The sequence below is a fragment of the Pseudomonas asiatica genome, assembly GCF_040214835.1.
Taxonomy (GTDB): Bacteria; Pseudomonadota; Gammaproteobacteria; order Pseudomonadales; family Pseudomonadaceae; genus Aquipseudomonas; species Aquipseudomonas putida_Z.
In genome coordinates this window covers 3,002,699-3,029,182 of record NZ_CP157874.1, presented here as the reverse complement: position 1 = coordinate 3,029,182, position 26,484 = coordinate 3,002,699, and the positions used below count along the sequence as shown (strand labels likewise).

Genomic DNA, 26,484 nt, shown 5'->3' with positions numbered 1-26,484 from the left:
CCGAGCGTGACAACCGCCAACGCCCTGCAAGTCCAGGCTTTCCACACCACCGACGTGACCGAACAAGTACGTGCCACCCCTGGGTGGCAGCAGCAGTACCGGCAGATGTCGCCCGGGCATTTCAGCGGAGAGCTGCGTTGCCTGGGGCTGGACGGGGTGGAGGTATACGAGGAGCGGCTGAACACCCGGGTGGAGCAGTTTTTCCGCGCACCCAGCGGTTCGCTGGCGTTCTGCTTCGACCGCAGCGAGAACAGCCTGTACCTGCTGAACGAACAGAGCCGCAACATCTGGATCACCCCGGAGAACTACCAGGAAGTGGCGGTCGTGTTCGACCAGGCCTTCCTGGCCCGCCATGGGCTTGACCCGCAGCGCCTGGAAGGGTTGTTCATGGTGCCGCTGGGCAGCGGCCAGAACGCGCTGTTCGGCAGCTGGCTGAGCGCGACACTGACCCGCCTGGGCCAGGCGGATTGCCCGCTGCAGGGGCAGGCCCTGGCGGAGCAACTGCTGGAAGACTGCCTGTTCATCCTCGACAACGCCTGCCAGCGCCTGCAGGGCGTGGCATTGGGCCGGCGTGACGAGGAACGGGCGATCATGCGCCGGGTGAGCGAGTGGGCGGCCGATTGCCCGGAGGAGACGCTTAACTTGGTGGAGCTGGCGGATGCTGCCGGGGTTTCCTTGCGTCAGTTGCAGCAAGCCTTCAAGGCGTATACCGGGATGCCGCCGGCGCACTGGTTGCGCCTGCGCCGGCTGAACGGTGCGCGGCGCGATCTGCTGCATGGCGGTGAAGTGACGGTGGCCGAGGTGGCGATGCGTTGGTCCTTCTGGCATTTGGGAAGGTTTTCAGAGAGTTACCGGCAGTTGTTCAAGGAGTTTCCCAGCGAGACCTTGAAGCGGGGCAGGGGCTGAATCTGGTGGTGTAGCTGCTCCCACAGGATCACCTCAGTGCCAGGCGTTGTGAGGTCCCTGTGGGAGCGGGTTCACCCGCGAAGAGGCCGGCCCAGGCAATACACAACCCAGCATTCCACAGCGAAAATTGCTATCGTGCCGCCCTGATTCCACCCGAGGTGCCGATGTTCTACCTGCCTTTGCCCAGCGACCAGGCCGACCGCCTCGCCAGCGAGCCCACCACCGACTTCTTCACCACCGCCAGCGTCCTCGACGCCGCCGCCGTGCTGTTCGTGCAGAACCTGCCGCGCCAGCCCGCCACCGCCTCGGCGGATGCGCAGGAACGCCGCTTTGCCGAAATAGTGCGCATTGCCAACGAGGTCGAAAGCGCCGCGCCGGGGCGCTTCCAGGGCCAGGTGGCGCAGCACTTCGATCGCGAAGCCTTCGCCATGGGCCTGGGCATGCTGGGCGAAAACGGTATCGCACTGCTGTCGACCGAGGTGGAGTACCAGGCCGACGAGCTGCTGGACGCCGAGGGCCAGTGGAACTTCCAGTTCGCCGACAGCTACCGCCAGCGGGCGACTCCGCTGCACCCGGTGTACCTGCCGTCACTGGCCAGCGACCTGATGCTCAGCGACCAACAGAACCGCCTGCTGCGCGAATTCCTCAGTGGTAGCGATGAGTCGGTGGCGGTACAGGGCTTTGCCGGCACCGGCAAGACCTTCCTGATTCACCAGTTCGCGCGCCTGCTCGAGCCGCAGCGCACGCTGTTGCTGGCCTTGACCGAAGGCCAGCTGCGCGCGCTGCAGGCGCGGGTCAAGGATGCCGCCGCCTACACCGCACTGACCTTCGGCCAGCTGGCCGACGAGCTGCTCAACCGCGACCTCACCAGCAACGGCTGGCGCCTGCGCGACCCGTATCGCACCAAGCTGTCGTGGCGCCCGCAGGATGCGCAGGTGGTACGTTGGCTGGCCATCCCCGACATCGGCCCGCTCGCCGCGCGCGATGTGGTTGCCTTGTGCATCCGCGCGGTGCGCACGTTCTGCCACAGCGCCGACACCCAGCTGCAGTTGCACCACCTGCCCTGGGCCGGGCCGGGGACCACGCCACTGGACCAGGAAGTGTTGCTGGAAAAGGCACGGGTGTACTGGCAGGAGCTGATTCGCCCGTCGGCACGGGAAATCCAGTTGCCGGTGCGCGACTACCACCGGGTCAAACTGCTGTCGCTGACTGGTCATGTGATCGACAGCCGCTACACCCATGTCATCGTCGACGAGGCCCACGAGCTGTCGGCACCGATGCTTGCCGTGCTCGACCGCAGCCCGCAGTCGATCATTGCCCTGGGTGACGAGCTGCAGAACCTCAACGGCCTCAGCGCGCACCATGGCGGCTTCATCCGCCAGCGTTACATCGACCACTCGCTGCGGGCCGGCCCGGCGATGGACAACGTGCTCAACCCGCTGATCCAGGCCCACCCGGCGGCGATCCAGGCAGCCTTCAGCGGCAGCGCCGAGCATTACACGCGGGTCAGCTTCTTCGATGCGGTAACGGTGCCGGAACAGCCCACGGCATTGATCGTCGACGATGAATGGGGCCTGTTTGGCTGGTTCCAGCGCCTGACCCACCAGGGCGTGCCGTTCGTGCTGCTGAAAAGCGCGCGCAAGGACTTCGAGCTGTTCGTCGAAGACTGCATCGAGCTGTACCGCCATGGCACCCGGCCGCGTCACCCGATGCTGTTCCGCTATGCCAGCTGGCAGGCGCTGGAGCAGGACAAGGGTGATGACAAGGCGTTCGTCGCCGTGGCCAACATGCTGCGCAAGGGCTACACGCCAGAGCACTTTGCCAGGGCCAAGAGCCGTTACCGCTGGGACAAGGCGCCCAAGCTGTTCCTGGGGCGGGTGCGGGATGTGAAGAACATGGAGTTCGCCCGGGTGATGGTGTCGCCGGAGCTGATGGTAGCGCCGCAGGTGGCGGGGAACCGCAATGAGCGGGCGCGGATGCTGGCGGGGTTGTATACCGCCTGTTCGCGGGCGCGGCATGAACTGATCGTGCCGGGGGGGATGCTGGACTGGGTCAAGGACCAGGTTCGGGATTGAGGCCCTGGGGCTGCTTTTTCAGCCCTTCAAAGTCCTTGTGGAAGCGGGTTCACCCGCGAACACCGGCGCAGCCGGTGCCGGGCACCGTGTCGCCTGATTCGCGGGTAAACCCGCTCCCACAGGGCCGCAATGCGGCCCCTAAGCATCGAATCAGTTACGGTCCAGCCACACAGTCTGGGCATTGGTGAACTCACGCACACCAAAGTGCGACAGCTCACGCCCGAAGCCGCTCTTCTTCACCCCGCCAAACGCCACGCGGGGGTCGGAAGCGCAATAGCCGTTGATGAACACGCCGCCGGTATCCAGCGCCGCGGTCATGCGCTCGGCCAGCGCGTAGTCGGCGGTGTAGATGGTCGAGGCCAGGCCGAACTCGCTGTCGTTGGCCAGCTCCACCGCATGCTCCGCATCACGTGCGCTGATGATCGCCGCCACCGGCCCGAACAGCTCCTGCTTGAACGCTGTCATCTGCGGGGTGACGTTGGCGAACACGGTCGGTGCGTAGAAATTGGCCACGCCATCGACCTTGTGGCCGCCCAGCAACAGGGTGGCGCCTTCGGCGATGGTCGCCTGGACCTGGCCATCCAGCTCGTCGCGCAGGTCGTAACGGGCCATCGGGCCGATGTAGGTACCTTCTTCCAGCGGGTTGCCGACCTTCAGCTCGCGAGTGGCCTCGACGAACTTGCGGGTGAATTCGTCAACGATGCTTTCCTCGACGATCAGGCGCTTGGCCGCAGCGCAGACCTGGCCGGTGTTCTGGTAACGGCCGATCACGGCAGCTTTCACGGCGGCATCCAGGTCGGCGTCGGCCAGCACGATGAACGGGTCGGAACCGCCCAGCTCCAGCACGCACTTCTTCAGCGCCGCGCCGGCTTGTGCACCAATCGCCATGCCGGCACGCACGCTGCCGGTCAGGGTCACGGCGGCGATGCGTGGGTCGTTGATGGCGCGGGTGACGCCATCCGGGGTCACGTTCAGCACTTCGAACACGCCTTCCGGCAGGCCGGCATCCTTGAACAGCTCGCCCAGCAGGTAGGCGCTGCCCATCACGTTCGGCGCGTGCTTGAGTACGTAGGTGTTGCCGGCCAGGATCGCCGGCACGGCGCCGCGCAGTACCTGCCAGACCGGGAAGTTCCATGGCATCACGGCCAGGATCGGGCCCAGCGGGCGGTATTCGATGCGGGCTTTCTCGACCTGGGTCGGCTCGGCGGCGAGCATGGCCGGGCCATGTTCGGCGTACCAGCGGCACAGGCCGACGCACTTGCTGACTTCACCACGGGCCTGGGCGACAGGCTTGCCGATTTCGCGGCTGATCATTTGCGCGAAGGCTTCGGCCTTGGTTTCGAGGGTGCTGGCCAGGGCAAGCAAGTACTCGCTGCGCTGACCCAGCGACACCTGGCGCCACTGGCGGTAGCCAACCTTGGCGCGTTGCAGCGCCGCTTCCAGTGCGGCGTCGGTGTCGAACGGGTAGGCGCCGATCTGCTCGCCGCTGTACGGGTCGAGGGAGATGGCGTGGGTCAGGCTGCTGATCGCGCTCATGGCGGGACACTCTCGTTGTTGTTGAACCGTGACGCCAGACTAGTGGGCTATGGCTTTAATGAAAACTGAATAATAATGAGCGAAACATTCACGTTTGGAGAAAGGCTGTGGACCTGGTGCAACTGGAGATCTTCAAGGCCGTGGCAGAGCAGGGCAGCATCAGTGCCGCCGCGCAGCATATCCATCGGGTGCCGTCGAACCTGACCACGCGTATCAAGCAACTGGAGGAGGACCTGGGCGTGGAGCTGTTCATCCGCGAGAAGAGCCGCCTGCGCCTGTCCCCCGCAGGCTGGAACTTCCTCGAATACACCCGGCGCATCCTCGACCTGGTGCACGAAGCGCGGCTGACCGTGGCCGGTGAAGACCCGCAGGGCACCTTCGCCCTGGGGTCGCTGGAAAGCACGGCCGCGGTGCGCATCCCGGCCTTGCTGGCGGCCTACAACCAGCGCTACCCCAAGGTCGACCTGGACCTGTCCACCGGGCCGTCCGGGACCATGCTCGAAGGCGTGTTGTCTGGCCGCCTGGTGGCGGCGTTCGTCGACGGGCCGGTGCTGCACCCGACGCTGGAAGGCATGCCGGTGTTCGAGGAAGAAATGATGGTCATCGCGCCGCTCAACCACGCCCCGGTAACCCGCGCCCAGGACGTCAACGGCGAAAGCATCTACGCCTTCCGCGCCAACTGTTCGTACCGCCACCACTTCGAGAACTGGTTCGTGCAGGACCAGGCAGTGCCTGGCAAGATCCACGAAATGGAGTCGTACCACGGCATGCTGGCCTGCGTCAGCGCCGGCGCCGGCCTGGCGATGATGCCGCGCAGCATGCTCGACAACATGCCCGGTTGCAGCACCGTCAGTGCCTGGCCGATGTCGGAGGATTTCCGTTACCTGAAGACCTGGCTGGTGTGGCGCCGGGGCACGGTATCGCGCAGTTTGAGCATGTTCGTGAAACTGCTCGAGGAAGGGCGCGCAACCTGATGTTCCAGCACAATATTCACACCATCGATGCGAATTTCATCAAGACGACCATGCATCAGCACGAACGCCGTTACGCCCGAAGGATCAGATAATAGGTAAGCCATCCTCGAAAGGAGGGTCGTACCATGCGTAACCATCACTATGCCCTCGGCGCGGCGCTGCTGATCACCCTGGCGCTGCCATGGACCCTGGCGGCCGCCGCCGACCTCAATGCCCCCATCGACATGCAGGCCGTGCAACTGCAACAGCAGGAGCAGAACGGCGTCCGCTACCTGCAAGGCGGCATCGGCCAGGATGAAGCCAACGCCCTGCGCAAGACCCCGGGCTATGACCTGCACGTGGAACTTTCCACCGGCCCGGAAGGCAAGTTCCAGAGCGGTGCCACCGTCGACATCCAGAATGCACAGGGCCAGCCCGTGCTCAGCCTTACGGATGCCGGGCCGCTGCTGTATGTGCAGTTGCCTCCCGGCAAATACAAAGTGACTGGCAACGCCCAGGGTGAGACGGTGCAGCAATTGGTGACCGTGAATGGCAAGACCCCCGCAACCGTGAACCTGAACTGGCGTTGATGGAAAAACGGGCAGGAGTACGGATGTGCTCCTGCCTGAAAGGAGCGCATCGCCATGAGCCTGGACCTTCAGCTGGAGATGTTGGACGAGCGGGGCTATGTGTTGCTCCCCGGTGTGCTCGAACCCTTGCGTATCGCCTTGTTGCGCTGCGCTATCGATGACCTGCAGCCCATCCACTGGGATTACCAGGGGCTGCTGGAACACTACAAGTGCGTGTTCAACCGCAACCCGTTGTGGTTGCCCTTTCTCGACCTGCCGCCGCTGATCGCCCTGGCCGAAGCGGCACTGGGCGCCGACTGCCACGTGATCGGCCAGACCGCCTGGCGCAGCCACCCGGGCTACCCCGGCGTGGCCCTGCACCTGGACCATCTGCCCATGCAGTTGCCCGACTGGCTCAGCGAGCGCAGCGACTTCACCCAACCCCCGCAGATCCTGACTGCGCAGCTGTACCTCAGCGATATCGACCATCACATCGGGCCGACCTGGATTGTGCCCGGCAGCCACCGCGCGGCGCGGCCACCACAGGCTGGCGAGCAACACTGGCAGGGCCGTGAGGCCCAGCCGGTGCTGTGCAAGGCAGGGGACGCGCTGGTGTTTCGCAGCGATGTCTGGCACAGCGGCGGGGCCAACTGCACCCAGTCACGCGAGCGCGACATGCTGCAAGTGCACTATGGCCGGCGCATGGTCGCGCAGAAGTTTTCGCCGTACCTGAACTGGCGTTTCAACCCGCAGGTGCTGGAGGAAGCCACCCCCAGGCAAAGGCGCCTGCTGGGCGAACACGAAGAGGCGGAATACGACTGACCGCTGCTGTTCGGCATGGCAGATGCTGGCGCAGGGTATTAGCCAATGGTGGCAATTCACTTTCAACTTTGTGTTTATCTGGTCGATAATCAGAAAAGTATTACTTCGTGTGACCGGTCTGGATGCAACCGGTCGCCACATAAGATCGAGGGGCCCAAGCCCCCGCTTGCCGTATAGACCATCAGGAGAAGTCATTGATGAAAACCCGTCTAGCAGCTTCGCTGGCTGCTGCAGTGCTGGCCTTTGCCGGGGCGAATCTGGCCCAGGCAGCGCAGGTGAGCGGTGCCGTTGGCGCCACTGGCCAAGGCGACATGACCTACCGTATCGGCCTGTCGTTCGACTGGGACAAGAAATGGCTGGAAAGCAGCACCGGTCATCTGACCGGGTACTGGGATGCGGCCTACACCTATTGGGAAGGCGGTGAGGCCAGTGGCGCGCACTCGCTGTCGTTCAGCCCGGTGTTCACCTACGAGTTCAGCGGTTTCACCTATACCCCGTACATCGAGGCCGGCATTGGTCTGGCGGCGTTTTCCAAGACCGACGTGGGCGACCAGCGCCTGGGCTCGTCGGTCAACTTCGAAGACCGCATCGGCTTCGGCCTGAAACTGCCGGGGGAGCAGAAGGTGGGGATCCGCGCGATGCACTACTCCAACGCGGGGCTCAAGCAGCCTAACGACGGCATCGAGTCGTACTCGCTGTTCTACAGCAAAGGGTTCTGAGACCGGGGGGCCGCTTTGCGGCCCATCGCGACACAAGGCCGCTCCTACAGGAGATCGCGGTTTCCTTGTAGGAGCGGCCTTGTGTCGCGATGGGCTGCAAAGCAGCCCCAGGAACTGTCAGAAGGTATACGAAACCCCAGCTTGCACTGTCCTTGGCGCACCCGGGTAGACATAGTTGTTGAACGCGCCCTCTTCATAGCCCTTGTTGAACACGTTCTTCACGTCCAGGTTCAACCGCACGTGTTCGTTGACCTTGTAGAAGCTCAGCAGGTCGACCACGCTGTAGCGCTCCATGGTGTAGGTCGTGGCTGCCGTCTGGCCGGCGCGATCATCCACGTACTTCACTCCAACCCCCAACCCCAGCCCCTTGGCCAGGCCATCCTGGAACTCGTAGGTGTTCAGCAGGCTGAAGCTGTTGCGCGGGATGTTGGCCAGGCGCGTGCCCTTGGGCAGGGTCGTATCCTGGGTCACTTCGGCGTCGACGTAGGCATAACCACCGATCACGCGCCACTCCGGCGTCAGGTTGCCGGCGATGTTGATGTCCAGGCCACGGCTGCGCACTTCGCCGGCCGCAATACTGTAGGTACCGGTGGGGTCGTTCGGGTCGCGCGCCAGGACGTTCTCCTTGACGATGTGATAGATCGCAGCATCGATGCTCAGCTGGCGGTCGAGTGCCTCCCATTTCACACCCAGTTCGTAGGACTTGCCTTTTTCCGGGTCGAAGCCTCCGCCCCCGCTTGGCGTGCCCGTGTTGGGCTTGAACGAGCGCGCGGTGTTGGCATAGACCGCAACCGTATCGGTCAGGTCGTAGATCAGGCCGAAGCGTGGGGTGACGCCGTTTTCGCCTTTGCTGAAGTCGCGGTTGGTCGGCAGCTTGTCGTCGTAATCGTGCTCGAAGCGCTCGAAGCGCACGCCCGCCAGCGCCTTCAGTCGCTCGGTCAGGGCCACCTGGTCCTGGATGAAAGCCGCCCAGGTCTTCAGGTTTTCCTTGTCATGGGTGGTGGTGCGGGTCAGGGCAGGGCGTGGCTGGCCCAGTACCGGGTCGAAGATGTCAATCGGGTACTCACTGGCACCGCTGGCCGAGCGCTGGATGATCGAGTTGTAGTCGTAGTCTTCGTACTCGATGCCCGTCAGCAGTGTATGAGCGTAGCCGCCGGTGTCGAAGTGGCCGGTGAGGTTGAGCTGGTAGTCGCGGTCGGTCCACTCCAGTTTGCGGTAGTTGAAGTTGCGCCCCAGCGTGCGACCGTCAGCCTGCAATGCGTTGGCCTCCACGGCGTTGCCCTTGAGCGAGCCGTCGAGCCACTGCATGCCACCGCCCAGCGTCCAGTTGTCGTTGAGCAGGTGCTCGAAACGCAACTGGGCCATGTTGTTGTCGTTGTGCAGCAGGTTGTCGCTGCCTTTTTCCCAGATGTTGGTGTCGCGCGAAGCTGTGCCGAGCTGGCCGGGCAGGCGGGTCAGGCCACGGTCCAGCGGGTGGTTGTTGCGCATGAAATCGCCCTCGAAGACGATCTTCGTGCTGTCGTTGACCTGCCAGCTGAGCACCGGCGCCACGTCATAGCGCTCGCTTTCCACGTCGTCACGGAAGCTTTCGCCGCCTTCGCCCAGCAGGTTCAGGCGGTAGGCCAGCGAGCCGTCCTGGTTCAGCGGCCCGGTGGCGTCCAGGGTCGCACGGTGCATGCCCTGGTCATCGAACTGGCTGCCCAGGGTAACTTTCGACTCTGGCAGCGGCTGCTTGCTGACCACGTTGAAGGTGCCGCCGGGGTCGCCACGGCCATACAGGCTGCTGGCCGGGCCACGGATCACTTCCAGGCGCTCGACGGTGTTGGCGTCGGGGGCGTTGGGGTAGCCGCGGTTGATCGGGAAACCGTTGCGGTAGAACTCCCCGGTGGTGAAGCCACGCACGGTGAAGGTGGTCAGGCCCTGGCCGCCGAAGTTGTTGGCGCGGCCGACACCGCCGGCGTAGTCCAGGCCATCCTGCAGGCGCGTGGCGCCGGTGTCTTCCAGTACATCCTTGGGCACCACGCTGACCGATTGCGGAGTTTCGTGCAGGGCGGTGTCGGTGCGGGTGGCGCTGGCCGAGCGAGTAGCCTTGTAGCCCTCGACCGGGCCATTGGCACGTTCGCTGTCGGCGCTGCTGGTGATGTTCAGGGCCTGGAGTTCGATCTGGGCGGGTTCGCCGAGCGGTTCAGGCTCGGCAAAGGCCAGTGGGGAGACAGCATGAAGCACACAAAGCGAAACGAACGTGCGACGCATCGACGGTACGATCCTGGAGTAGGGCGCTGAGGGTAGGGTGGGCAAGCGCCGAGAAACTACTACGAATCATTATCAAATGCATTCTTTTTGTGTGGTACTGGTGTACCAGATACCAAGGCTGAAATCCGTGTTGCCCTCTTCGCGGGTAAACCCGCTCCCACAGGGGTTTCACCAGGCCTGAGGTCAGTGGGGTACCTGTGGGAGCGGGTTCACCCGCGAAGAGGCCGGTGCAGATTTACCAGCTCTCAGCGAACCGCCTTGATCGCCAGCACATTGCACAGCGGATGCTCCAGCACATGCGCCGTGGTCCCGCCCAGGAACGTCTGCATGGCGTCATGCCGGTGGCTGCCCATCACGATCACATCCGCCCGGCTGTGCCCGACGAACTGGGCAATCACCTTGATCGCGGCCCCTTCCAGGAAGTGCCTGCGCTCCAGCGGGATCTGGTGGTGGTCGCCCAGCCGGTTGAACGCCGCCCGCTGCGCGGTGCGCACGCTGACATCGAAGCCGGGCATGGTCACTGTGCCGGCGCCGAAGTCGGCAATGTGGGTCTTGGCCGCGTCACACACATGCAGCAGGTGCAGTTCGGCATTGCACTGCAGGGCCAGGGCATGGGCGCAATGGATCACCTGCTCATCCAGGTGCTCGCCGGCGCCATGGCTGTTCAGGTCCACCGCGGCGGCAATCTGCCGGGGCAGCGGCAGGCGGATATCGCTGACCAGGTGCACGGCGACCGGGCTGTCCTTGAGCAACTGCCAGTCCAGTGGCGTTACCAGCAGGCGCTTGAGCACCGGTTCGTGCTGCACGTCCTTGATCAGCAGGTCGCAACCCAGCCGTTCCACCCGCTCCAGCACGCTGCCCAGCGGGTCGCGGGTCAGCAGCAGTTCGGTAGACACATCCAGGCCGGCGTTGGCCAGTTGTTCGGCTTCGTCCGCCAGCCATTGGCGGTTGTCGCTGAGCAGCCGCTCACGCTCGCGGCTATCGCTCATCAAACCGAAGGTGTCGACATCGTCGACGAACACGTTGATATCCAGCAAGGCACCGCTGGATTCCGCCAACGCCGCAGCGCGTTGTAGCGCTGGCGTGTGGCGCATTTGCGGGCCGAGCATGACGAACAGACGCTTGAACTGGCTCATCTCACACCTCCACGTGTGGCAGCCCCCCGGTGTCTGGTCTTGTTCAGTCTAGACCGCGCAGGGCCGCATGAGCGGCCGACGGAGGCTGGCGCGGCACGGTGTGTCGGGTATGATGCGGGCCCCATCATTTTCACGAGGCCCGCCCCATGTCCCTGAGTGCTGAACAGATCGGTGAATTCCGCGCCTTCGCCGAGCAGCTGGCCGATGCTGCTGCCGTGGCGATCAAGCCATACTTTCGCGCCAGCCTGGACGTCGAGGACAAGGGGGGGCGCCTGTACGACCCGGTGACCGTGGCCGACAAGGCAGCCGAGGACGCCATGCGCGAGCTGATCCAGGCCCGCTATCCCGAGCACGGCATCCTCGGTGAAGAAGCCGGCGTGGCAGTCGGCAGCAGCCCGCTGACCTGGGTGCTCGACCCGATCGACGGCACCCGTGCCTTCATCACCGGCCTGCCGCTGTGGGGCACGCTGATTGCCCTGAACGACGGCACGCGCCCGGTGGTAGGGGTGATGAACCAGCCGTTCACCGGCGAACGCTTTGTCGGCACACCGGAAGGCGCCTGGCGCAGCGGTACGCCATTGCAGACCCGCGCCTGTGCCGACCTGGCCTCGGCCACGCTGATGTGCACCACCCCGGACATGTTCGATACCGCCGCGCGCAAGGCTGCATTCGAAGCCGTTGCCGGCAAGGCGCGCCTGATGCGCTACGGTGGCGATTGCTATGCCTACTGCATGCTGGCTTCCGGGTTTGTCGACGTGATTGTCGAGGCGAGCCTGCAGCCGTATGACGTGCAGGCGCTGATGCCGATCATCGAAGGGGCGGGAGGGGTGATCACGGCGTGGGATGGCAGCAGCGCGCAGAATGGCGGGTGCGTGGTGGCCTGTGGTGACCCGGCGCTGCATGCGCAGGTGGTGGAGATGTTGCGTCACGCCATGTGATTCATGTGTTGCCTGCGCCGGCCTCTTCGCGGGTAAACCCGCTCCCACAGGTACTGCGCAGTTTTCAAGATATGTGGTGATCTTGTGGGAGCGGGTTTACCCGCGAAGAGGTCGGCACAGGTATCCATAACCCCGATCACCGCACTTTTTCCAATTTCCGGGCTCTATGCTTGGCCAGGCCACACTGATCCCCGGTGCGGCCGCCGAATATCGACCCGGTGCCGATGGTTGCAAGCAAGCCAGAATTCTTCCTCCGCCTGCTATTGGCAGGCACCCTCACGTGCCTGTGCGCCTGCACCCAGCAGCAGGGTCGCGACATGGTCAACCAGCTCGGCAACGGCAAGCCCAGCGAACTGTTCCAGACCAGCGTCGACCGCCTGGCCACGCTGTCCATGCGCGACAACCTGCAGAGCTTGTACCTGCTGATGAACAAGCTTTACCTGCGCAACCCCAACCAGTGGAAGCTGTCCGGCTACGTGGACGCGGCAACTGCCGAGCGGCAGATCCGTATCGCCATCGAACAACGCCAGCCCTTGCCGCAATTGGGCAACCGTCGCGACCTGGCAGCCTTGAGCTATGCCCTGAGCCCCGAGTTTCGCGGTGACCGGGTGGGCGCCTTCATCTACGCCATCGGCAGCATGCTGATCACCGCGCACGGCGGGCGTACCGAGTTCTACATGACCGATACCATCGACCCGCTGTTCATCAACAACGCGGCGCGCAATATCGAGAAGGCCACCTGGATGCTGAGCCAGCGGCAGGATGCCAATGGCGTGCTGCTGTTGTTCTCCAACGAAATCTCGGAAGAGGGCAGCAACCTGAGTTTTGCCGTTGAGTTCGGCAAGATCGTGGCACGGCTGGATTTGCTGGCGGAGTTGCTGGATGAGCGGTACAGGCGGATTGGATTGAATTATGCGCAGAGCCTGCTGTTGATGAACTTCCTGCCGGTGCAGTGAAGTGGGCGGTTCCGGGTTGCCTGTACCGGCCTCTTCGCGGGCATGCCCGCTCCCACAGGGATATCACCAGCCTGAAGGGCGATGAAGTACCTGTGGGAGCGGGCGTGCCCGCGAAGAGGCCAGCACAGGCAACTGATATTCAGCGGGTACGCAACGACTCCAGCAACGGCTGAAACTCCGCCAGCAACCAGTCCCGCAAGCGGCAGCAACTGGAGTCATGGTCCTTGTCTTCGTTGAACGCCAGGAAGTGGAAGGTATCCTTGAGCACCAGTTCCTCTTCCACCGGCCTTGCCAGCAGCCCTTGGGCCACCAGCGGCTCTACCAGGTGGTGCCAGCCCAGCGCCACGCCCTGGCCACCCAGGGCCAGCTGCACCAGCAGGTTGTAATCGTTGGCATTGAAGAAGTGCGGGCCGGTGTTGGCGCGGCTTTTCAGGTCGATGTCATGGAACGCCAACCAGACGTTCCAGTCCACGTGCTCGGCCACCTGCGAGCGGCCATAAGGGCTGAGGTTCAACAACGTGCCATCACGCAGCCCCTGCAGGGTACGCACCTCTGGGTGCTGCGCCAGGTACAGCGGCGTGCACACCGGGTAGATCACGTCGTGGTTGAGCTGGTGCGAGCTGTAGCCCGCCTGCACCTTGCCCAGTTTGGTGATGTAGATGTCCGGGCGCACCCCGGGCTCCATGGCCAGGAAGTTCTGCGTGGTCACCAGGTTGATGTCGATGTCCGGGTTCTCATCGAAGAACCTCGGCATCCGCGGCCCCATCCACAAGGCGGCGAAGGCCGGCGAACAGCACAGGGTGACCACCTGCTTGCTGTTGGTGTTGCTGCGAATGCGCTCGGCAGCCTGGGAAATGTTGACGAACGACAACTGCACCGCATCGAAGAAGATCGAGCCGGCCACCGTCAGCTCCACCGCACGGCCCACGCGGGTGAACAACTCGGCGCCCAGGTAGGTTTCCAGTTCGCGGATTTGCCGGCTGACCGCTGCCTGGGTCACGCACAGCGCCTCGGCGGCGCGGGTGAAGTTCTGGTACTTGGCGGCGGCGACGAAGACTTTGACCGCACGCAGCGAGGGCATCTTGATCAGCGTCTGATCGGGTTCGGAGTGTCTGACCATGTCGGTGGGGTGCAGGTCCTTTGTAGGAGCAGCCTTGTGCTGCGAAAGGGCCCCTACAGGCACCCATGGCTCAAGTGTATGAGCCGGTCTCTTCGCTGCACAAGGCTGCGCCTGCATTCAAGCGCACTGCGCCAGGCTGTGGCTCGGGGCTCAGGCCCTTATTGATAACTTCAGGTAATGGTTTGCGTGAAACAAATGTCGTTGGACCCGCTCTGGTTCAAGGCCTAACGTTGAACCCACGGCGCGACATTCGAGACATCGATAGTCGGACAATTTTGAAGCAGGACTTTCTGCGTGCCGGTTTTGACTCACGTTCGAATTTGAACGGACTGCCAAGCGTACTCGCACTGATCTCTACCCGCCTTATTGAAAGTGCGAAGTTGAAAGATTGGTTAATAAGCATAATAAAGAGGGTCGTATGAGCCATGCCGATGAGATTCTTTCGGTAAAAAACATCTTCAAAGTGTTCGGTCCCAACCCGAACATGGCCATGGAGATGCTCCGCAAGGGGGCCGACAAGAACGAAATCTTCAGCAAGACCGGCCACGTCGTCGGCGTGTTCGATGCAAGCTTTTCCGTCAAGCGTGGCGAAATCTTCGTCATCATGGGCCTGTCCGGTTCGGGCAAGTCGACCATGGTGCGGCTGTTCAACCGCCTGATCGAACCCACCTCCGGCAGCATTCACCTCAACGGCAAGGAAATCACCGGGCTCTCCGACAAAGCCCTGCTGGATGTGCGCCGCAAGGAAATGGGCATGGTGTTCCAGTCCTTTGCACTGATGCCGCACATGAGCGTGCTGGAAAACACCGCGTTCGGCCTGGAAATTGCCGGCTTAGCGGAGGCCGAACGCCACAGCCGCGCCCGTGAAGCATTGAGCCAGGTTGGCCTGGCCGGCCATGAAAACAGCTACCCGCACCAGTTGTCTGGCGGTATGCAGCAGCGTGTAGGCCTGGCCCGGGCCCTGGCCAACGACCCGGCGATCCTGCTGATGGACGAGGCGTTCTCCGCGCTCGACCCGCTGATCCGCAGCGAAATGCAGGGCGAGCTGATCCGCCTGCAGGCCGAGCAGCAGCGCACCATCATCTTCATTTCCCACGACATCGAGGAAGCCATCCGCATCGGCCACCGCATCGCGATCATGGAAGGTGGCCGCGTGGTGCAGATCGGCACCCCACAGGAGCTGATCAACCAGCCGGCCAACGACTACGTGCGCACCTTCTTCAAGAGCTTCGACAGCTCGCGGGTGCTCAAGGCCGGTGATGTGGCCAAGTTCGACCCGGCGGTGGTGTGCAAGGTCAACGGCAAGGCCCCGAGCTTCCAGGCCGGCGTGCCGTTCGGCTACCTGGTCGACGACCGCGGGCAGTTGCTGGGCGTGGTCGACACCGACGCCAACGGCGCTACCGCCAGTGAGCGTTACAGCCTGCACGAGCAGTGCCCGGTATACACCGACACGCCACTGCACGAAGTGCTCGGTGTGGCGGCCGACCTGCCGTACCCGGTACCGGTGCTCGACCGCCAGGGCGCCTTCAAGGGCACGCTGTCGAAGAACGAGCTGTTGCAGACCCTGAGCCGCCACTAATACCCAGAGGTACACCCTCATGTCCGAATTCAGCATTCTCGACCCGTTCCAGGCGGCCACCATCCCCTTGGGCGACTGGGTCACCGCCACCCTGAACTTCCTGGTGCACAACTTCCGCGAGGTGTTCCGCGCCATCCGCTGGCCGATCGACCAGGTGCTCAATGGCATCGAGTTCACCCTGCAGAGCATCCCACCCACCATCGGCATCATCCTCTCCTCGCTGCTGGGCTGGCAGCTGGCCGGCAAGCGCATGGCCGTGCTGTGCTTCGTCACCCTCACCCTGCTAGGGCTGATCGGCGTATGGGCCGAATCCATGACCACCCTCGCGCTGGTGCTAACCTCGGTGTTCTTCTGCGCGGTCATCGGCATACCGCTGGGCATCCTGTGTGCCCGCAGCGACCGCCTGGAGCGCATCATCCGCCCGCTGCTCGACGCCATGCAGACCCTGCCGGCCTTCGTCTACCTGGTACCGGTGGTGATGCTGTTCGGCATCGGCAACGTGCCCGGCGTGCTGGTAACCATCGTGTTCGCCTTGCCGCCACTGGTGCGCCTGACCAACCTGGGCATTCGCCAGGTGCCGGATGACAAGATCGAGGCCGCCCGTGCCTTCGGCTGCACCCCACGGCAGATGCTGACCCGCGTGCAGCTGCCGCTGGCCACCTCGACCATCATGGCCGGCCTCAACCAGACCCTGATGCTGTCGCTGTCGATGGTGGTGATCGCCTCGATGATTTCCGTCGGCGGCCTGGGCCAGATGGTCCTGCGCGGTATCGGCCGCCTCGACATGGGCCTGGCCACGGTCGGTGGCGTAGGGCTGGTGCTGCTGGCGATCTTCCTTGACCGCCTGACCCAGGCCATGGGCGCCCGCACCAGCGCCGACCCGAGCCTGCGCTGGTACCACACCGGCCCGGTAGGCGTGGTCATGCGCCTGTGTGGCGTGGCGCAACCGCAAGGGCGGCGCAAGACCGCCTGAGCACTGCAAGGCTTTTGAGACGTTCGATCTGCCGCACTTGAAGATAAAAATCAGAAGAAGGTAAGCGACGATGCACGAATCCAAGTTCTCCCGCAGCATCCTCAAATGCGCCACTGCGCTGACCCTGGTGGCAGCCGCGCTGGGCGCGCACGCCTCGGCCGAAAAACCGGGGGAGGGCGTGAAGGTTACGCCGATCTTCCCCTCCATCGCCGAAGAGCGCTTCCGTGGCGAAGTGGCCATGGAAGGCCTGCGCGAGCTGGGCTACAAGGTCCAGGAGCCGAAGGAGACCGAGTACGGCGTGATGATGGTGGCCCTGGCCAACGGCGACGTCGACTTCACCGTGCACCTGTGGGACAAACTGCACAACCAGTTCTACCAGCAGGCCGGTGGTGACGACGTGATGGTCAAGACTGGCGACATCCTGCCGGGCGTGGCCCAAGGCTACCTGATCGACAAGAAAACCGCTGACCAGTACAACATCAAGTACATCACCGACCTCAAAAAGCCAGAGATCGCCAAGCTGTTCGACACCGACGGTGACGGCAAGGCTGACATGACCGGTTGCAACCCGGGCTGGGGTTGCGAGCTGGTGATTGCCCACCACATGAAAGCCTACGACCTGGACAAGAGCATCACCGTCAACCAGGGCTCCTACTTCGCGCTGATGGCCGACACCATCACCCGTTACAAGGAAGGCAAGCCGATCTTCTACTTCACCTGGGTGCCACAGTGGATCGCCAGCGTGCTGGTCGAGGGCAGGGACGTGGTCTGGCTGGAAGTGCCGAAGACCGACCTGCCGGATGGCAAGAATGATGTCGACACGATGTACCACGGCAAAAACCTCGGCTTTGCCATCGACAAGGTGGTGGCCGTGCTGAACAAGGACTTTGCCGAAGAGAACCCGGCAGCGCTGAAGTTCCTGTCGCTGGTGCAGATCAGCACCGACGACGAGAGCAACCAGAACCTGAAGATGCAGCAGGGCGAGAAGAAGCCTGCCGACATCACCCGCCATGCCAAGGAATGGGTAGCGGCGCACCGCCAGCAGTTCGACCAGTGGCTGCAAGCCTCCCGTGACGCTGCGGCCCAGGCTGGCAAGTAACCTGATCCATTAGCATTGGCTCCTTCGCGGGTAAACCCGCTCCCACAGGTACTGCACAGGCTCTGAATACTGTGCGATACCTGTAGGAGCGGGTTCACCCGCGAAGGGGGCAACGCGATTTCCGCTGTTGAGTGAATAGCCATGAGCCACTTCGAAAGCATCCTCAAGAACACCAACCTGGCCCACCTGGACCCGGCCATCCGCACTTCGCTGTCGATGCCATGCCAGCGTGTCGCCTTCGTCCTGCGCGAGCACTTCTCGATGATGGCCTTCACCGCCGCCATGGACAGTCTGGTCACCGCCAACCTGATGAGTGCCACGCCGTTGTTCCAGATTCAGGTAGTGGGTGAGGGTCCCCAGGTGATGAGTGACCTTGGCATCGCCCTGCCGGTCAACACCCAGCTGGCCGACCTGGAGGTGCAAGGCCTGGACTGCCTGCTGGTGTGCGGCGGCTTCCGTGTGCGCCTGGAAACCTCACCGATGCTGCGCGCCAGGCTGCGTCAGGCCGACCAGCACGGCTGCCAGCTGGGCGGTTTGTGGAACGGTGCCTACTTCCTGGCCGAAGCGGGATTGCTCAACGACCATGATTGCGCCTTCCACCCCGACGGCCGGGCGATGATGAGCGAGCTGTTCCCCAAGGTGCGCATCAGCCGCCAGGCCCATGTGCTGGATCGCCGGCGCATGAGCTGCGCGGGCGCCAGTAGCGCGCTGGACATGATGCTGGCGCTGCTTGAACAGTGCGGTGGCGTAGCGTTGCGCCGCGCCGTGGAGCAGATGCTGGCATGCGACCGGGCGCGGGTACTGAGTGATGCACCTGCCAGCTCGCCGGAAATCGACCCCAGCCTGCCCAACGGCGTGCGCCTGGCCCTGGAGCTGATGCACGCCAATATCGAAGACCCGATCGGCATCGACGAGATCGCCGAGCATGCCGGCTTGTCCAGGCGGCATCTGGAGCGCCTGTTCCGCCGGCATGTACAGGCCACGCCGCCGCGTTACTATCTGGAGCTGCGGTTGACCCATGCGCGGCAGTTGCTGCAGCACACCAGCAAGTCATTGACCGAAGTGGCGGTGGCCAGCGGGTTTGTCAGCTTCCCGCATTTCTACCGGCGCTTCCGTGAGCTGTTCGCCATTGCCCCGCGGCAGTACCGGGCAAGGAGCCAAGGGTGGGCAGGGCGGCAGGATGTGGCTGTGCACTGAACTTTCGGTTGCCTGTGCTGGCCTCTTCGCGGGTAAACCCGCTCCCACAGGTATTGCACAGGTCTTGCGGCAGTGGTGGATCTCTGTGGGAGCGGGTTCACCCGCGAAGAGGCCGGCACAGGAAAACACCGTTCGATAACCGAACATCTCTCCTGTCATGAACGTCCGCTATCCGCCCATCCATTCCCAAGGTCGCATTGCCCAACCCCCGCCTTTTTGCTTAAGTGTGCCCATCCACCGGTTGTCGCCTGCCCCCGCGACCCGCAGCCGGCTCGATAGAATGACCGTGACGACCGCAACCACAGCCCCACCGGGCCGTAGGAAGCGGCGACCAGAACAATAACGATCCGAGTGCCTTGCCTATGGAAAGCCGCCTGCTGAGCGAGCGCAGTAGCGTGTTTCATCACGCCGACCCTTATGCTGTGTCCGATTATGTGAACCAGCACGTAGGCCAGCATTGCATCGGTCTGTCCCGCACCACTCATCCGCAAGCCAGCCTCAGCCACCGCAAGTTCGCCGAACTCGACCTGTGCCGCATCAGCTACGGCGGCAGCGTGCGCGTTACCTCGCCGGCACTGGAAACCATCTACCACCTGCAGGTGCTGCTCAACGGCAACTGCCTGTGGCGTGGGCACAAGCGCGAGCATCACCTGGTGCCGGGCGAGCTGCTGCTGATCAACCCCGACGACCCGGTTGACCTGACCTACTCGGAAGACTGCGAAAAATTCATCCTCAAGGTGCCGACCCGGCTACTGGACTCGATCTGCGACGAACAGCGCTGGCACCGCCCGGATGGCGGGGTGCGGTTCTTGCGCAACCATTACCGGCTGGACGAGCTGGACGGGTTCGTCAACCTGCTGGCCATGGTCTGCCAGGAAGCAGAGGTGAGCGATTCGCTGCCCAGGGTGCAGGGCCATTACAGCCAGATCGTCGCCAGCAAGCTGCTGACCTTGATGAGCACCAATATCCGCCGCGAAAGCCTGAGCGCGCCGCAAGCGGGGCTTGAGCGCATTCTTGACTACATTGAGCGCAACCTGAAGCAGGAGTTGTCGGCTGAGGTACTGGCAGAGCAGGCCTGCATGAGCTTGCGCTCGTTGTATGCGTTGTTTGACCAGCACTTGGGCATCACCCCCAAGCATTACGTGCGCCAGCGCAAGCTTGAACGGGTGCATGCGTGCCTGAGCGACCCGACTTGTGGCGTGCGCAGTGTGACGGAACTGGCCCTGGACTACGGCTTCCTTCATCTGGGACGGTTCTCGGAGGTGTATCGGCAGCAGTTTGGTGAACTGCCTTCGCAGACGTTCAAGCGGCGGGGATGAGGCCGGCTAGCTCGGCCACCTGATATTTTTGCTAGTTGTTCGCATTTTATGCTCGACCCACCATTTGCTGTATTTCGGGTAAATGGTGGCAACCATGTCAATGTTACAGAAGGATCTCTATTTCTATTCCCCCGAAGGCCTCGCGCTGGTCAAACATACCGGCGCAGGGGCTTCGGCTTTGCTGCGGGCCGCTGGCCGGGCACTGGCACAGCGCAATGGGGGGCAGGCGGCGTTCTACGCCGTGGACGAGCACGGATCTATCTTGCAGTTTCCCCCTTATTCGCTGCAGTACACAGTTTATGGATTTGATGGAAACGAGCAATGCGCAACTGTACTTCGCTACAGCGGGCAGAAAAAAGAGTCTGTAACAGGGCACTACTTGTTGGGGGAGGGATATCGTGCGCTCAACCCGGTTTTGATGCGGTTGAACAGCCCTGACAGCTTGAGCCCAATGGGTGCTGGAGGAATAAACTGTTACGCCTATTGTGGTGGTGATCCCGTTAACAATACTGACCCCAGCGGTCATAAAGTTGTTCCAAAAGTAAAACTCCCAAGCATCCGGCCTAAGGCGGGAAGCACCAAAACCGGGTATAGCATCAATCCAGATTTCAACAGAGGCCATTCTGCCCACCGTGTAGTAAATCAACGTGTTGTGAAGACGGTTGACGAACAGGTTCGTGGTAGTGGGAGTCATCTAGAAGAAATCATGAACGCGCCTATATGGTCTAACGAGCAGATGCTTCGGGTAGTGGGTAGCTCTTTAACGGTGGGAAATCGTGTTGCGAAAAATGGGTGGCTGATTGACACAATGCCAGATAGCTGGGGCCCCATACGCAATTGGTTTATAGCGAAGCGGAAACTGGATATTGAAGCATATGAGGTTCTGTTTCCGCTCCATCGTAGCGTGGACGCAGCTGGAGAAATCTCTGAAGTAAACAGCTGGCTCCATGACCCCAAACGGTTGAGTCAACAAGTGCGAAAATCCGGCGAAGCTGGATAACACTCTGCACAATCCGGATAGTCCCCCGCCAGCGGTCTCCCTAACCTGACCAGGTCTAAACAATAACAAGGGAGACCCTGGCCATGTCCCTGGGATTCGACTACCTCAATGCCTTGCTCGAGGACGACCGTGAAAAGGGCATCTACCGCTGCAAGCGCGAGATGTTCACCGACCCACGCCTGTTCGACCTGGAGATGAAACACATCTTCGAGGGCAACTGGATCTACCTGGCCCATGAAAGCCAGATCCCCGAGAAAAACGACTTCCTCACCCTGACCATGGGGCGCCAGCCGATCTTCATCGCGCGCAACAAGGACGGTGAGCTCAATGCCTTCCTCAACGCCTGCAGCCACCGCGGCGCCATGCTCTGCCGGCACAAGCGCGGCAACCGCTCCAGCTACACCTGCCCGTTCCACGGCTGGACCTTCAACAACAGCGGCAAGCTGCTCAAGGTCAAAGACCCAAGCAACGCCGGCTACCCCGACAGCTTCAACTGCGACGGCTCCCATGACCTGACCAAGGTGGCGCGCTTCGAGTCGTACCGTGGCTTCCTGTTCGGCAGCCTGAATGCCGACGTCAAGCCACTGGTCGAGCACCTGGGCGAGTCGGCCAAGATCATCGACATGATCGTCGACCAGTCGCCGGAAGGCCTGGAAGTGCTGCGCGGTGCCAGCTCGTACATCTACGAAGGTAACTGGAAACTCACCGCCGAGAACGGCGCCGACGGCTACCACGTCAGTTCCGTGCATTGGAACTACGCCGCCACCCAGAACCAGCGCAAGCAGCGCGAGGCGGGTGAAGAGATCAAGACCATGAGTGCCGGCGCCTGGGCCAAGCAGGGCGGTGGCTTCTACTCCTTCGACCACGGCCACCTGCTGCTGTGGACCCGCTGGGCCAACCCCGAAGACCGCCCGGCCTACGAGCGCCGTGACCAGCTGGCCGCCGACTTCGGCCAGGCCCGTGCCGACTGGATGATCGAGAACTCGCGCAACCTGTGCCTGTACCCGAACGTGTACCTGATGGACCAGTTCAGCTCGCAGATCCGCATCGCCCGGCCTATTTCGGTGAACAAGACCGAAATCACCATCTACTGCATCGCGCCGAAAGGCGAGAGCGCCGATGCCCGCGCCAAGCGCATTCGCCAGTACGAAGACTTCTTCAACGTCAGCGGCATGGCCACCCCGGATGACCTGGAAGAGTTCCGCTCGTGCCAGACCGGCTATGGCGGCGGCACCGGCTGGAACGACATGTCCCGCGGCGCTGCGCACTGGGTGGAAGGCGCCGACGAGGCGGCCAGGGAGATCGAACTCAAGCCGCTGCTGTCGGGCGTACGCACCGAGGACGAAGGCCTGTTCGTGCTGCAGCACAAGTACTGGCAGGACATCATGATCCAGGCCCTGAAGGACGAACAGCAACTGATCCCCGTGGAGGCCGTGCAATGAGCCTTTATGAAACCGTGCGCGACTTCCTCTACCGCGAAGCGCGCTACCTGGACGATGCCCAGTGGGACCAGTGGCTGGAGCTGTACGCCAGCGATGCCAGCTTCTGGATGCCGAGCTGGGACGATGACGACACCCTTACCGAAGACCCACAAAGCGAAATTTCGCTGATCTGGTACGGCAACCGTGGCGGCCTGGAAGACCGGGTGTTCCGCATCAAGACCGAGCGCTCCAGTGCGACCGTGCCCGACACCCGCACCTCGCACAACATCAGCAACATCGAGATCGTCGAGCAGGGCGAGGGCAGCTGCCAGGTGCGCTTCAACTGGCACACCCTGAGCTTCCGCTACAAGACCACCGACAGTTACTTCGGCACCAGCTTCTACACCCTCGACCTGCGCGGCGAACAGCCGCTGATCAAGGCCAAGAAAGTGGTGCTGAAGAACGACTACGTGCGCCAGGTCATCGACATCTACCACATCTGATCCAGGGTTTTGCGAGCACTGCCCGGTGCGTCCTGCGACGTGCCGTGGCCCGGCTCGCCCGCGAGGTGCAACATGAGCTACCAGATCGCACTGAATTTCGAAGACGGGGTTACCCGCTTCATCGAGGCCACCGACCATGAAACCGTGGCCGACGCCGCCTACCGCCAGGGCATCAACATCCCGCTGGACTGCCGCGACGGCGCCTGCGGTACCTGCAAGTGCAAGGCCGAGTCCGGCCGCTACGACCTGGGCGACAACTTCATCGAAGACGCCCTGAGCGAAGACGAAGTCGCCGAAGGCTACGTACTGACCTGCCAGATGCGCGCCGAAAGCGACTGCGTCATCCGCATCCCGGCCTCGTCGCAGTTGTGCAAGACCGAACAGGCCAGTTTCGAGGCCGCCATCAGCGATGTCCGCCAGCTGTCGGCCAGCACCATTGCCCTGTCGATCAAGGGCGAGGCCCTCAGCCGCCTGGCCTTCCTGCCGGGGCAGTATGTCAACCTCAAGGTGCCGGGCAGCGAGCAGAGCCGTGCCTATTCGTTCAGCTCGCTGCAGAAGGACGGCGAGGTCAGCTTCCTGATCCGCAACGTGCCGGGCGGGCTGATGAGCAGCTTCCTGACCAACCTGGCCAAGGCCGGCGACAGCATGACCCTGGCCGGGCCGCTGGGCAGCTTCTACCTGCGGCCGATCCAGCGCCCGCTGCTGCTGCTGGCCGGTGGCACCGGCCTGGCGCCGTTCACGGCGATGCTGGAGAAGATCGCCGAGCAGGGCAGCGAGCATCCGCTGCACCTGATCTACGGCGTGACCAACGACTTCGACCTGGTCGAACTCGACCGCCTGCAGGCGCTGGCGGCGCGCATCCCCAACTTCACCTTCAGCGCCTGCGTGGCCAACCCGGACAGCCAGTACCCGCAGAAGGGCTACGTGACCCAGCACATCGAACCGCGCCACCTCAACGACGGCGATGTGGATGTGTACCTGTGCGGCCCGCCACCGATGGTCGAGGCGGTCAGCCAGTACGTGCGCGAGCAGGGCATTACCCCGGCGAACTTCTACTACGAGAAGTTCGCGGCGGCGGCCTGACAGATCGCCGGGGCCGCGGTGCGGCCCTTTCGCGACACAAGGCCGCTCCCACATGCACCGCGTTCCCCTGTGGGAGCGGCCTTGCGTCGCGATGGAGGGCGCAGCCCTCCCAATTGCCCTTACACGGATCAAGCAGGAGACACACATGAACAACCGATTCCAAGGCAAGGTCGCCCTGGTCACCGGTGCCGCCCAGGGCATCGGCCGTGGCGTGTGCTGGCGGCTCAAGGCCGAAGGCGCGCAAGTGGTCGCGGTAGACCGCTCCGAACTGGTTCACGAGCTGGCCGGCGAGGGCATGCTCACCCTCACTGCCGACCTGGAACAACACACCGACTGCGCCCAGGTCATGGCCAGCGCGGTTGAAGCGTTCGGCCGCCTCGACATTCTGGTCAACAACGTCGGTGGCACCATCTGGGCCAAGCCCTTCGAACACTACGAAGTGGACCAGATCGAAGCCGAAGTACGCCGTTCGTTGTTCCCTACCTTGTGGTGCTGCCATGCCGCACTGCCGTACATGCTCGAACGCGGCAGCGGCGCCATCGTCAACGTCTCGTCCATCGCCACCCGTGGCGTCAACCGCGTGCCCTATGGCGCGGCCAAGGGCGGCGTCAATGCGCTGACTGCGTGCCTGGCCTTCGAAACCGCCGGCCGGGGCATCCGGGTCAACGCCACCGCTCCCGGCGGCACCGAAGCGCCACCCCGGCGCGTGCCGCGCAACAGTGCCGAGCAGACCGAACAGGAAAGGTACTGGTACCAGCAGATCGTCGACCAGACCCTCGACAGCAGCCTGATGCACCGCTACGGCAGCATCGACGAGCAGGTCGGCGCGATCCTGTTCCTCGCTTCCGACGAAGCCTCGTACATCACCGGCGTGACCTTGCCGGTAGGGGGCGGCGACCTCGGCTGAGCGACACCCACAGGGCAAAGAGCTTTCTTTCACAACAAAAACAAGAGCGACAGATGCCATGCGAACCCTTGACGTACACCCGATCATCGATAACGCGCGCTTTACCCCGTTTCACTGGATGGTCATGGCCTGGTGCGGCCTGCTGCTGATCTTCGACGGCTATGACCTGTTCATCTACGGCGTGGTACTGCCGGTCATCATGAAAGAGTGGGGCCTGACCCCGTTGCAGGCCGGTGCACTGGGCAGCTATGCGCTGTTCGGCATGATGTTCGGCGCCCTGGCGTTCGGCAGCCTGGCCGACCGCATCGGGCGCAAGAAGGGCATCGCCATCTGCTTCGCCTTGTTCTCCGGGGCGACCATCCTCAACGGCTTTGCCAGCAGCCCGAGCGAGTTCGGCATCTACCGCTTCATTGCCGGCCTGGGCTGTGGCGGCCTTATGCCCAACGCCGTGGCACTGATGAACGAGTACGCGCCCAAGCGCCTGCGCAGCACGCTGGTGGCGATCATGTTCAGTGGCTACTCGCTGGGCGGCATGCTCTCGGCGGGTGTCGGGATCTTCATGCTGCCGCGTTTCGGCTGGGAATCGATGTTCTTCGCCGCAGCGGTGCCACTGCTGCTGTTGCCGGTGATCCTCTACCACCTCCCGGAGTCGATCGGTTTTCTGGTGCGCCAGGGCCGTACCGGCGAGGCCCGCAAGCTGCTCAAGCGGCTGGACCCGGATTGCGACCTGCAACCTGACGATGTACTGGTCGCCCCTGTGGGAGCGGGCTTGTCCCGCGAAAGGGCCGGCAAGTTCACCGCTGTAGTCGAACTGTTCCGCAACGGCCTGGCCATTCGCACCCTGGCGCTGTGGCTGGCGTTCTTCTGCTGCCTGCTGATGGTCTACGCGCTCAGTTCCTGGCTGCCGAAGCTGATGGCCAACGCCGGCTACAGCCTGGGCTCGAGCCTGTCGTTCCTGCTGGCGCTGAACTTCGGCGGCATGGCCGGGGCGATTCTCGGCGGCTGGCTGGGCGATCGCTACAACCTGGTCAAGGTCAAGGTGGCGTTCTTCATTGCCGCCGCGCTGTCGATCAGCCTGCTGGGCGTCAACAGCCCGATGCCGGTGCTGTACCTGCTCATCTTCATTGCCGGCGCCACCACCATCGGCACGCAGATCCTGCTGTATGCCGGCGCCGCCCAGCTGTACGGGCTATCAGTGCGTTCCACCGGGCTGGGCTGGGCCTCGGGCATCGGCCGTAACGGCGCCATCGTCGGCCCGCTGCTCGGTGGCGCACTGATGGGCATCAACCTGCCCCTGCAACTCAATTTCATCGCCTTCGCCATCCCCGGCGCAATTGCCGCGCTGGCCATGGCCGTGCACCTGGCCAGCGGCCGTCGGCATGCCCAGGCCATTGCGGCGCAGGCGTAACTCCAGAACAAC

General features: G+C 63.3%; 23 protein-coding genes. 19 read left to right on the top strand and 4 right to left on the bottom strand.

The window, feature by feature from the left end; all coding sequences use genetic code 11:
* Positions 1-6: 6 nt before the first annotated feature.
* Complete coding sequence (locus ABNP31_RS13645; RefSeq protein ID WP_085664788.1) at positions 7-906, top strand: helix-turn-helix domain-containing protein; 900 nt, start codon at positions 7-9, stop codon at positions 904-906.
* A gap of 164 nt (positions 907-1,070) precedes the next feature.
* On the top strand, positions 1,071-2,981 hold the full coding sequence (locus tag ABNP31_RS13640; protein WP_350012388.1) for an AAA family ATPase: 1,911 nt from the start codon (positions 1,071-1,073) through the stop codon (positions 2,979-2,981).
* 150 nt (positions 2,982-3,131) lie between these two features.
* Here the strand turns inward: ABNP31_RS13640 and ABNP31_RS13635 are convergent, their stop codons facing one another.
* Positions 3,132-4,517 (bottom strand): aldehyde dehydrogenase family protein, encoded by a 1,386-nt coding sequence (locus ABNP31_RS13635; protein ID WP_039613622.1) that lies wholly within the window; start codon positions 4,515-4,517, stop codon positions 3,132-3,134.
* A gap of 107 nt (positions 4,518-4,624) precedes the next feature.
* Here ABNP31_RS13635 and ptrR point away from each other — a divergent pair, with 107 nt between their 5' ends.
* The 4 genes from ptrR (at position 4,625) to ABNP31_RS13615 (ending at position 7,580) form a co-directional block, all read left to right on the top strand.
* Positions 4,625-5,491 carry a putrescine utilization regulator PtrR gene (gene ptrR / locus ABNP31_RS13630; protein WP_013972688.1) on the top strand — a complete coding sequence of 289 codons (867 nt, stop codon included), beginning with the start codon at positions 4,625-4,627 and terminating at the stop codon, positions 5,489-5,491.
* 125 nt (positions 5,492-5,616) lie between these two features.
* Positions 5,617-6,060 carry a hypothetical protein gene (locus ABNP31_RS13625; RefSeq protein ID WP_025339026.1) on the top strand — a complete coding sequence of 148 codons (444 nt, stop codon included), beginning with the start codon at positions 5,617-5,619 and terminating at the stop codon, positions 6,058-6,060.
* Positions 6,061-6,114: 54 nt separating this feature from the next.
* A complete protein-coding gene (locus ABNP31_RS13620; protein ID WP_350012387.1) occupies positions 6,115-6,861 on the top strand; it encodes a phytanoyl-CoA dioxygenase family protein in 747 nt (248 codons plus the stop codon).
* Positions 6,862-7,058: 197 nt separating this feature from the next.
* A complete protein-coding gene (locus tag ABNP31_RS13615; protein WP_015270391.1) occupies positions 7,059-7,580 on the top strand; it encodes an acyloxyacyl hydrolase in 522 nt (173 codons plus the stop codon).
* A gap of 117 nt (positions 7,581-7,697) precedes the next feature.
* Here the strand turns inward: ABNP31_RS13615 and ABNP31_RS13610 are convergent, their stop codons facing one another.
* Together ABNP31_RS13610 and ABNP31_RS13605 are read right to left on the bottom strand one after the other, a co-directional pair.
* Positions 7,698-9,833, bottom strand: a complete 2,136-nt coding sequence (locus ABNP31_RS13610; protein WP_238066368.1) for a TonB-dependent siderophore receptor — start codon at positions 9,831-9,833, stop codon at positions 7,698-7,700.
* A gap of 245 nt (positions 9,834-10,078) precedes the next feature.
* On the bottom strand, positions 10,079-10,969 hold the full coding sequence (locus ABNP31_RS13605) for a universal stress protein (RefSeq protein ID WP_025339029.1): 891 nt from the start codon (positions 10,967-10,969) through the stop codon (positions 10,079-10,081).
* Between the two features lie 146 nt (positions 10,970-11,115).
* Here ABNP31_RS13605 and hisN point away from each other — a divergent pair, with 146 nt between their 5' ends.
* A complete protein-coding gene (hisN, locus tag ABNP31_RS13600) occupies positions 11,116-11,907 on the top strand; it encodes a histidinol-phosphatase (RefSeq protein WP_075045172.1) in 792 nt (263 codons plus the stop codon).
* Positions 11,908-12,131: 224 nt separating this feature from the next.
* Positions 12,132-12,863: a hypothetical protein gene (locus tag ABNP31_RS13595; protein WP_085664888.1), complete on the top strand. Its 732-nt coding sequence runs from the start codon at positions 12,132-12,134 to the stop codon at positions 12,861-12,863.
* Between the two features lie 139 nt (positions 12,864-13,002).
* Here the strand turns inward: ABNP31_RS13595 and ABNP31_RS13590 are convergent, their stop codons facing one another.
* Positions 13,003-13,983, bottom strand: coding sequence for a LysR family transcriptional regulator (locus tag ABNP31_RS13590; protein WP_025339032.1), 981 nt, complete (start codon positions 13,981-13,983; stop codon positions 13,003-13,005).
* 418 nt (positions 13,984-14,401) lie between these two features.
* Between ABNP31_RS13590 and ABNP31_RS13585 the strand changes: the two genes are divergently transcribed.
* From ABNP31_RS13585 to ABNP31_RS13535, 11 genes are all read left to right on the top strand, one after another.
* Complete coding sequence (locus ABNP31_RS13585; protein WP_350012386.1) at positions 14,402-15,562, top strand: quaternary amine ABC transporter ATP-binding protein; 1,161 nt, start codon at positions 14,402-14,404, stop codon at positions 15,560-15,562.
* Between the two features lie 19 nt (positions 15,563-15,581).
* Positions 15,582-16,535, top strand: coding sequence for a glycine betaine/L-proline ABC transporter permease ProW (gene proW, locus ABNP31_RS13580; protein ID WP_350012385.1), 954 nt, complete (start codon positions 15,582-15,584; stop codon positions 16,533-16,535).
* A gap of 70 nt (positions 16,536-16,605) precedes the next feature.
* Positions 16,606-17,634, top strand: a complete 1,029-nt coding sequence (proX, locus tag ABNP31_RS13575; protein WP_350012384.1) for a glycine betaine/L-proline ABC transporter substrate-binding protein ProX — start codon at positions 16,606-16,608, stop codon at positions 17,632-17,634.
* A gap of 141 nt (positions 17,635-17,775) precedes the next feature.
* Positions 17,776-18,831, top strand: coding sequence for a GlxA family transcriptional regulator (locus ABNP31_RS13570; protein WP_350012383.1), 1,056 nt, complete (start codon positions 17,776-17,778; stop codon positions 18,829-18,831).
* Positions 18,832-19,193: 362 nt separating this feature from the next.
* Complete coding sequence (gene benR, locus ABNP31_RS13565) at positions 19,194-20,150, top strand: benABC operon transcriptional activator BenR (RefSeq protein ID WP_350012382.1); 957 nt, start codon at positions 19,194-19,196, stop codon at positions 20,148-20,150.
* 94 nt (positions 20,151-20,244) lie between these two features.
* On the top strand, positions 20,245-21,150 hold the full coding sequence (locus tag ABNP31_RS13560; protein WP_350012381.1) for an RHS repeat-associated core domain-containing protein: 906 nt from the start codon (positions 20,245-20,247) through the stop codon (positions 21,148-21,150).
* An 83-nt stretch (positions 21,151-21,233) separates the two neighbouring features.
* Positions 21,234-22,592 carry a benzoate 1,2-dioxygenase large subunit gene (gene benA, locus ABNP31_RS13555; RefSeq protein WP_350012380.1) on the top strand — a complete coding sequence of 453 codons (1,359 nt, stop codon included), beginning with the start codon at positions 21,234-21,236 and terminating at the stop codon, positions 22,590-22,592.
* On the top strand, positions 22,589-23,074 hold the full coding sequence (gene benB, locus ABNP31_RS13550) for a benzoate 1,2-dioxygenase small subunit (RefSeq protein WP_004374327.1): 486 nt from the start codon (positions 22,589-22,591) through the stop codon (positions 23,072-23,074). Before benA ends, benB begins: the two co-directional genes overlap by 4 nt.
* 72 nt (positions 23,075-23,146) lie before the next feature.
* Positions 23,147-24,157: a benzoate 1,2-dioxygenase electron transfer component BenC gene (gene benC / locus ABNP31_RS13545; RefSeq protein ID WP_350012379.1), complete on the top strand. Its 1,011-nt coding sequence runs from the start codon at positions 23,147-23,149 to the stop codon at positions 24,155-24,157.
* 145 nt (positions 24,158-24,302) lie between these two features.
* On the top strand, positions 24,303-25,064 hold the full coding sequence (locus ABNP31_RS13540) for a 1,6-dihydroxycyclohexa-2,4-diene-1-carboxylate dehydrogenase (RefSeq protein ID WP_350012378.1): 762 nt from the start codon (positions 24,303-24,305) through the stop codon (positions 25,062-25,064).
* Between the two features lie 58 nt (positions 25,065-25,122).
* Entirely contained in the window at positions 25,123-26,472 is a 1,350-nt protein-coding gene (locus tag ABNP31_RS13535) for an MFS transporter (protein WP_085664799.1), read from the top strand.
* Positions 26,473-26,484 lie beyond the last annotated feature (12 nt).

Coding starts and splice junctions, on each gene's coding strand:
- ABNP31_RS13640 (WP_350012388.1), top strand. CDS start 1,071: ATGTTCTACCTGCCTTTGCCCAGCGACCAGGCCGACCGCCTCGCCAGC.
- ABNP31_RS13635 (WP_039613622.1), bottom strand. CDS start 4,517: ATGAGCGCGATCAGCAGCCTGACCCACGCCATCTCCCTCGACCCGTAC.
- ABNP31_RS13625 (WP_025339026.1), top strand. CDS start 5,617: ATGCGTAACCATCACTATGCCCTCGGCGCGGCGCTGCTGATCACCCTG.
- ABNP31_RS13620 (WP_350012387.1), top strand. CDS start 6,115: ATGAGCCTGGACCTTCAGCTGGAGATGTTGGACGAGCGGGGCTATGTG.
- ABNP31_RS13615 (WP_015270391.1), top strand. CDS start 7,059: ATGAAAACCCGTCTAGCAGCTTCGCTGGCTGCTGCAGTGCTGGCCTTT.
- ABNP31_RS13610 (WP_238066368.1), bottom strand. CDS start 9,833: ATGCGTCGCACGTTCGTTTCGCTTTGTGTGCTTCATGCTGTCTCCCCA.
- ABNP31_RS13605 (WP_025339029.1), bottom strand. CDS start 10,969: ATGAGCCAGTTCAAGCGTCTGTTCGTCATGCTCGGCCCGCAAATGCGC.
- hisN (WP_075045172.1), top strand. CDS start 11,116: ATGTCCCTGAGTGCTGAACAGATCGGTGAATTCCGCGCCTTCGCCGAG.
- ABNP31_RS13595 (WP_085664888.1), top strand. CDS start 12,132: ATGGTTGCAAGCAAGCCAGAATTCTTCCTCCGCCTGCTATTGGCAGGC.
- ABNP31_RS13590 (WP_025339032.1), bottom strand. CDS start 13,983: ATGGTCAGACACTCCGAACCCGATCAGACGCTGATCAAGATGCCCTCG.
- ABNP31_RS13585 (WP_350012386.1), top strand. CDS start 14,402: ATGAGCCATGCCGATGAGATTCTTTCGGTAAAAAACATCTTCAAAGTG.
- proW (WP_350012385.1), top strand. CDS start 15,582: ATGTCCGAATTCAGCATTCTCGACCCGTTCCAGGCGGCCACCATCCCC.
- proX (WP_350012384.1), top strand. CDS start 16,606: ATGCACGAATCCAAGTTCTCCCGCAGCATCCTCAAATGCGCCACTGCG.
- ABNP31_RS13570 (WP_350012383.1), top strand. CDS start 17,776: ATGAGCCACTTCGAAAGCATCCTCAAGAACACCAACCTGGCCCACCTG.
- benR (WP_350012382.1), top strand. CDS start 19,194: ATGGAAAGCCGCCTGCTGAGCGAGCGCAGTAGCGTGTTTCATCACGCC.
- ABNP31_RS13560 (WP_350012381.1), top strand. CDS start 20,245: ATGTCAATGTTACAGAAGGATCTCTATTTCTATTCCCCCGAAGGCCTC.
- benA (WP_350012380.1), top strand. CDS start 21,234: ATGTCCCTGGGATTCGACTACCTCAATGCCTTGCTCGAGGACGACCGT.
- benB (WP_004374327.1), top strand. CDS start 22,589: ATGAGCCTTTATGAAACCGTGCGCGACTTCCTCTACCGCGAAGCGCGC.
- benC (WP_350012379.1), top strand. CDS start 23,147: ATGAGCTACCAGATCGCACTGAATTTCGAAGACGGGGTTACCCGCTTC.
- ABNP31_RS13540 (WP_350012378.1), top strand. CDS start 24,303: ATGAACAACCGATTCCAAGGCAAGGTCGCCCTGGTCACCGGTGCCGCC.
- ABNP31_RS13535 (WP_085664799.1), top strand. CDS start 25,123: ATGCGAACCCTTGACGTACACCCGATCATCGATAACGCGCGCTTTACC.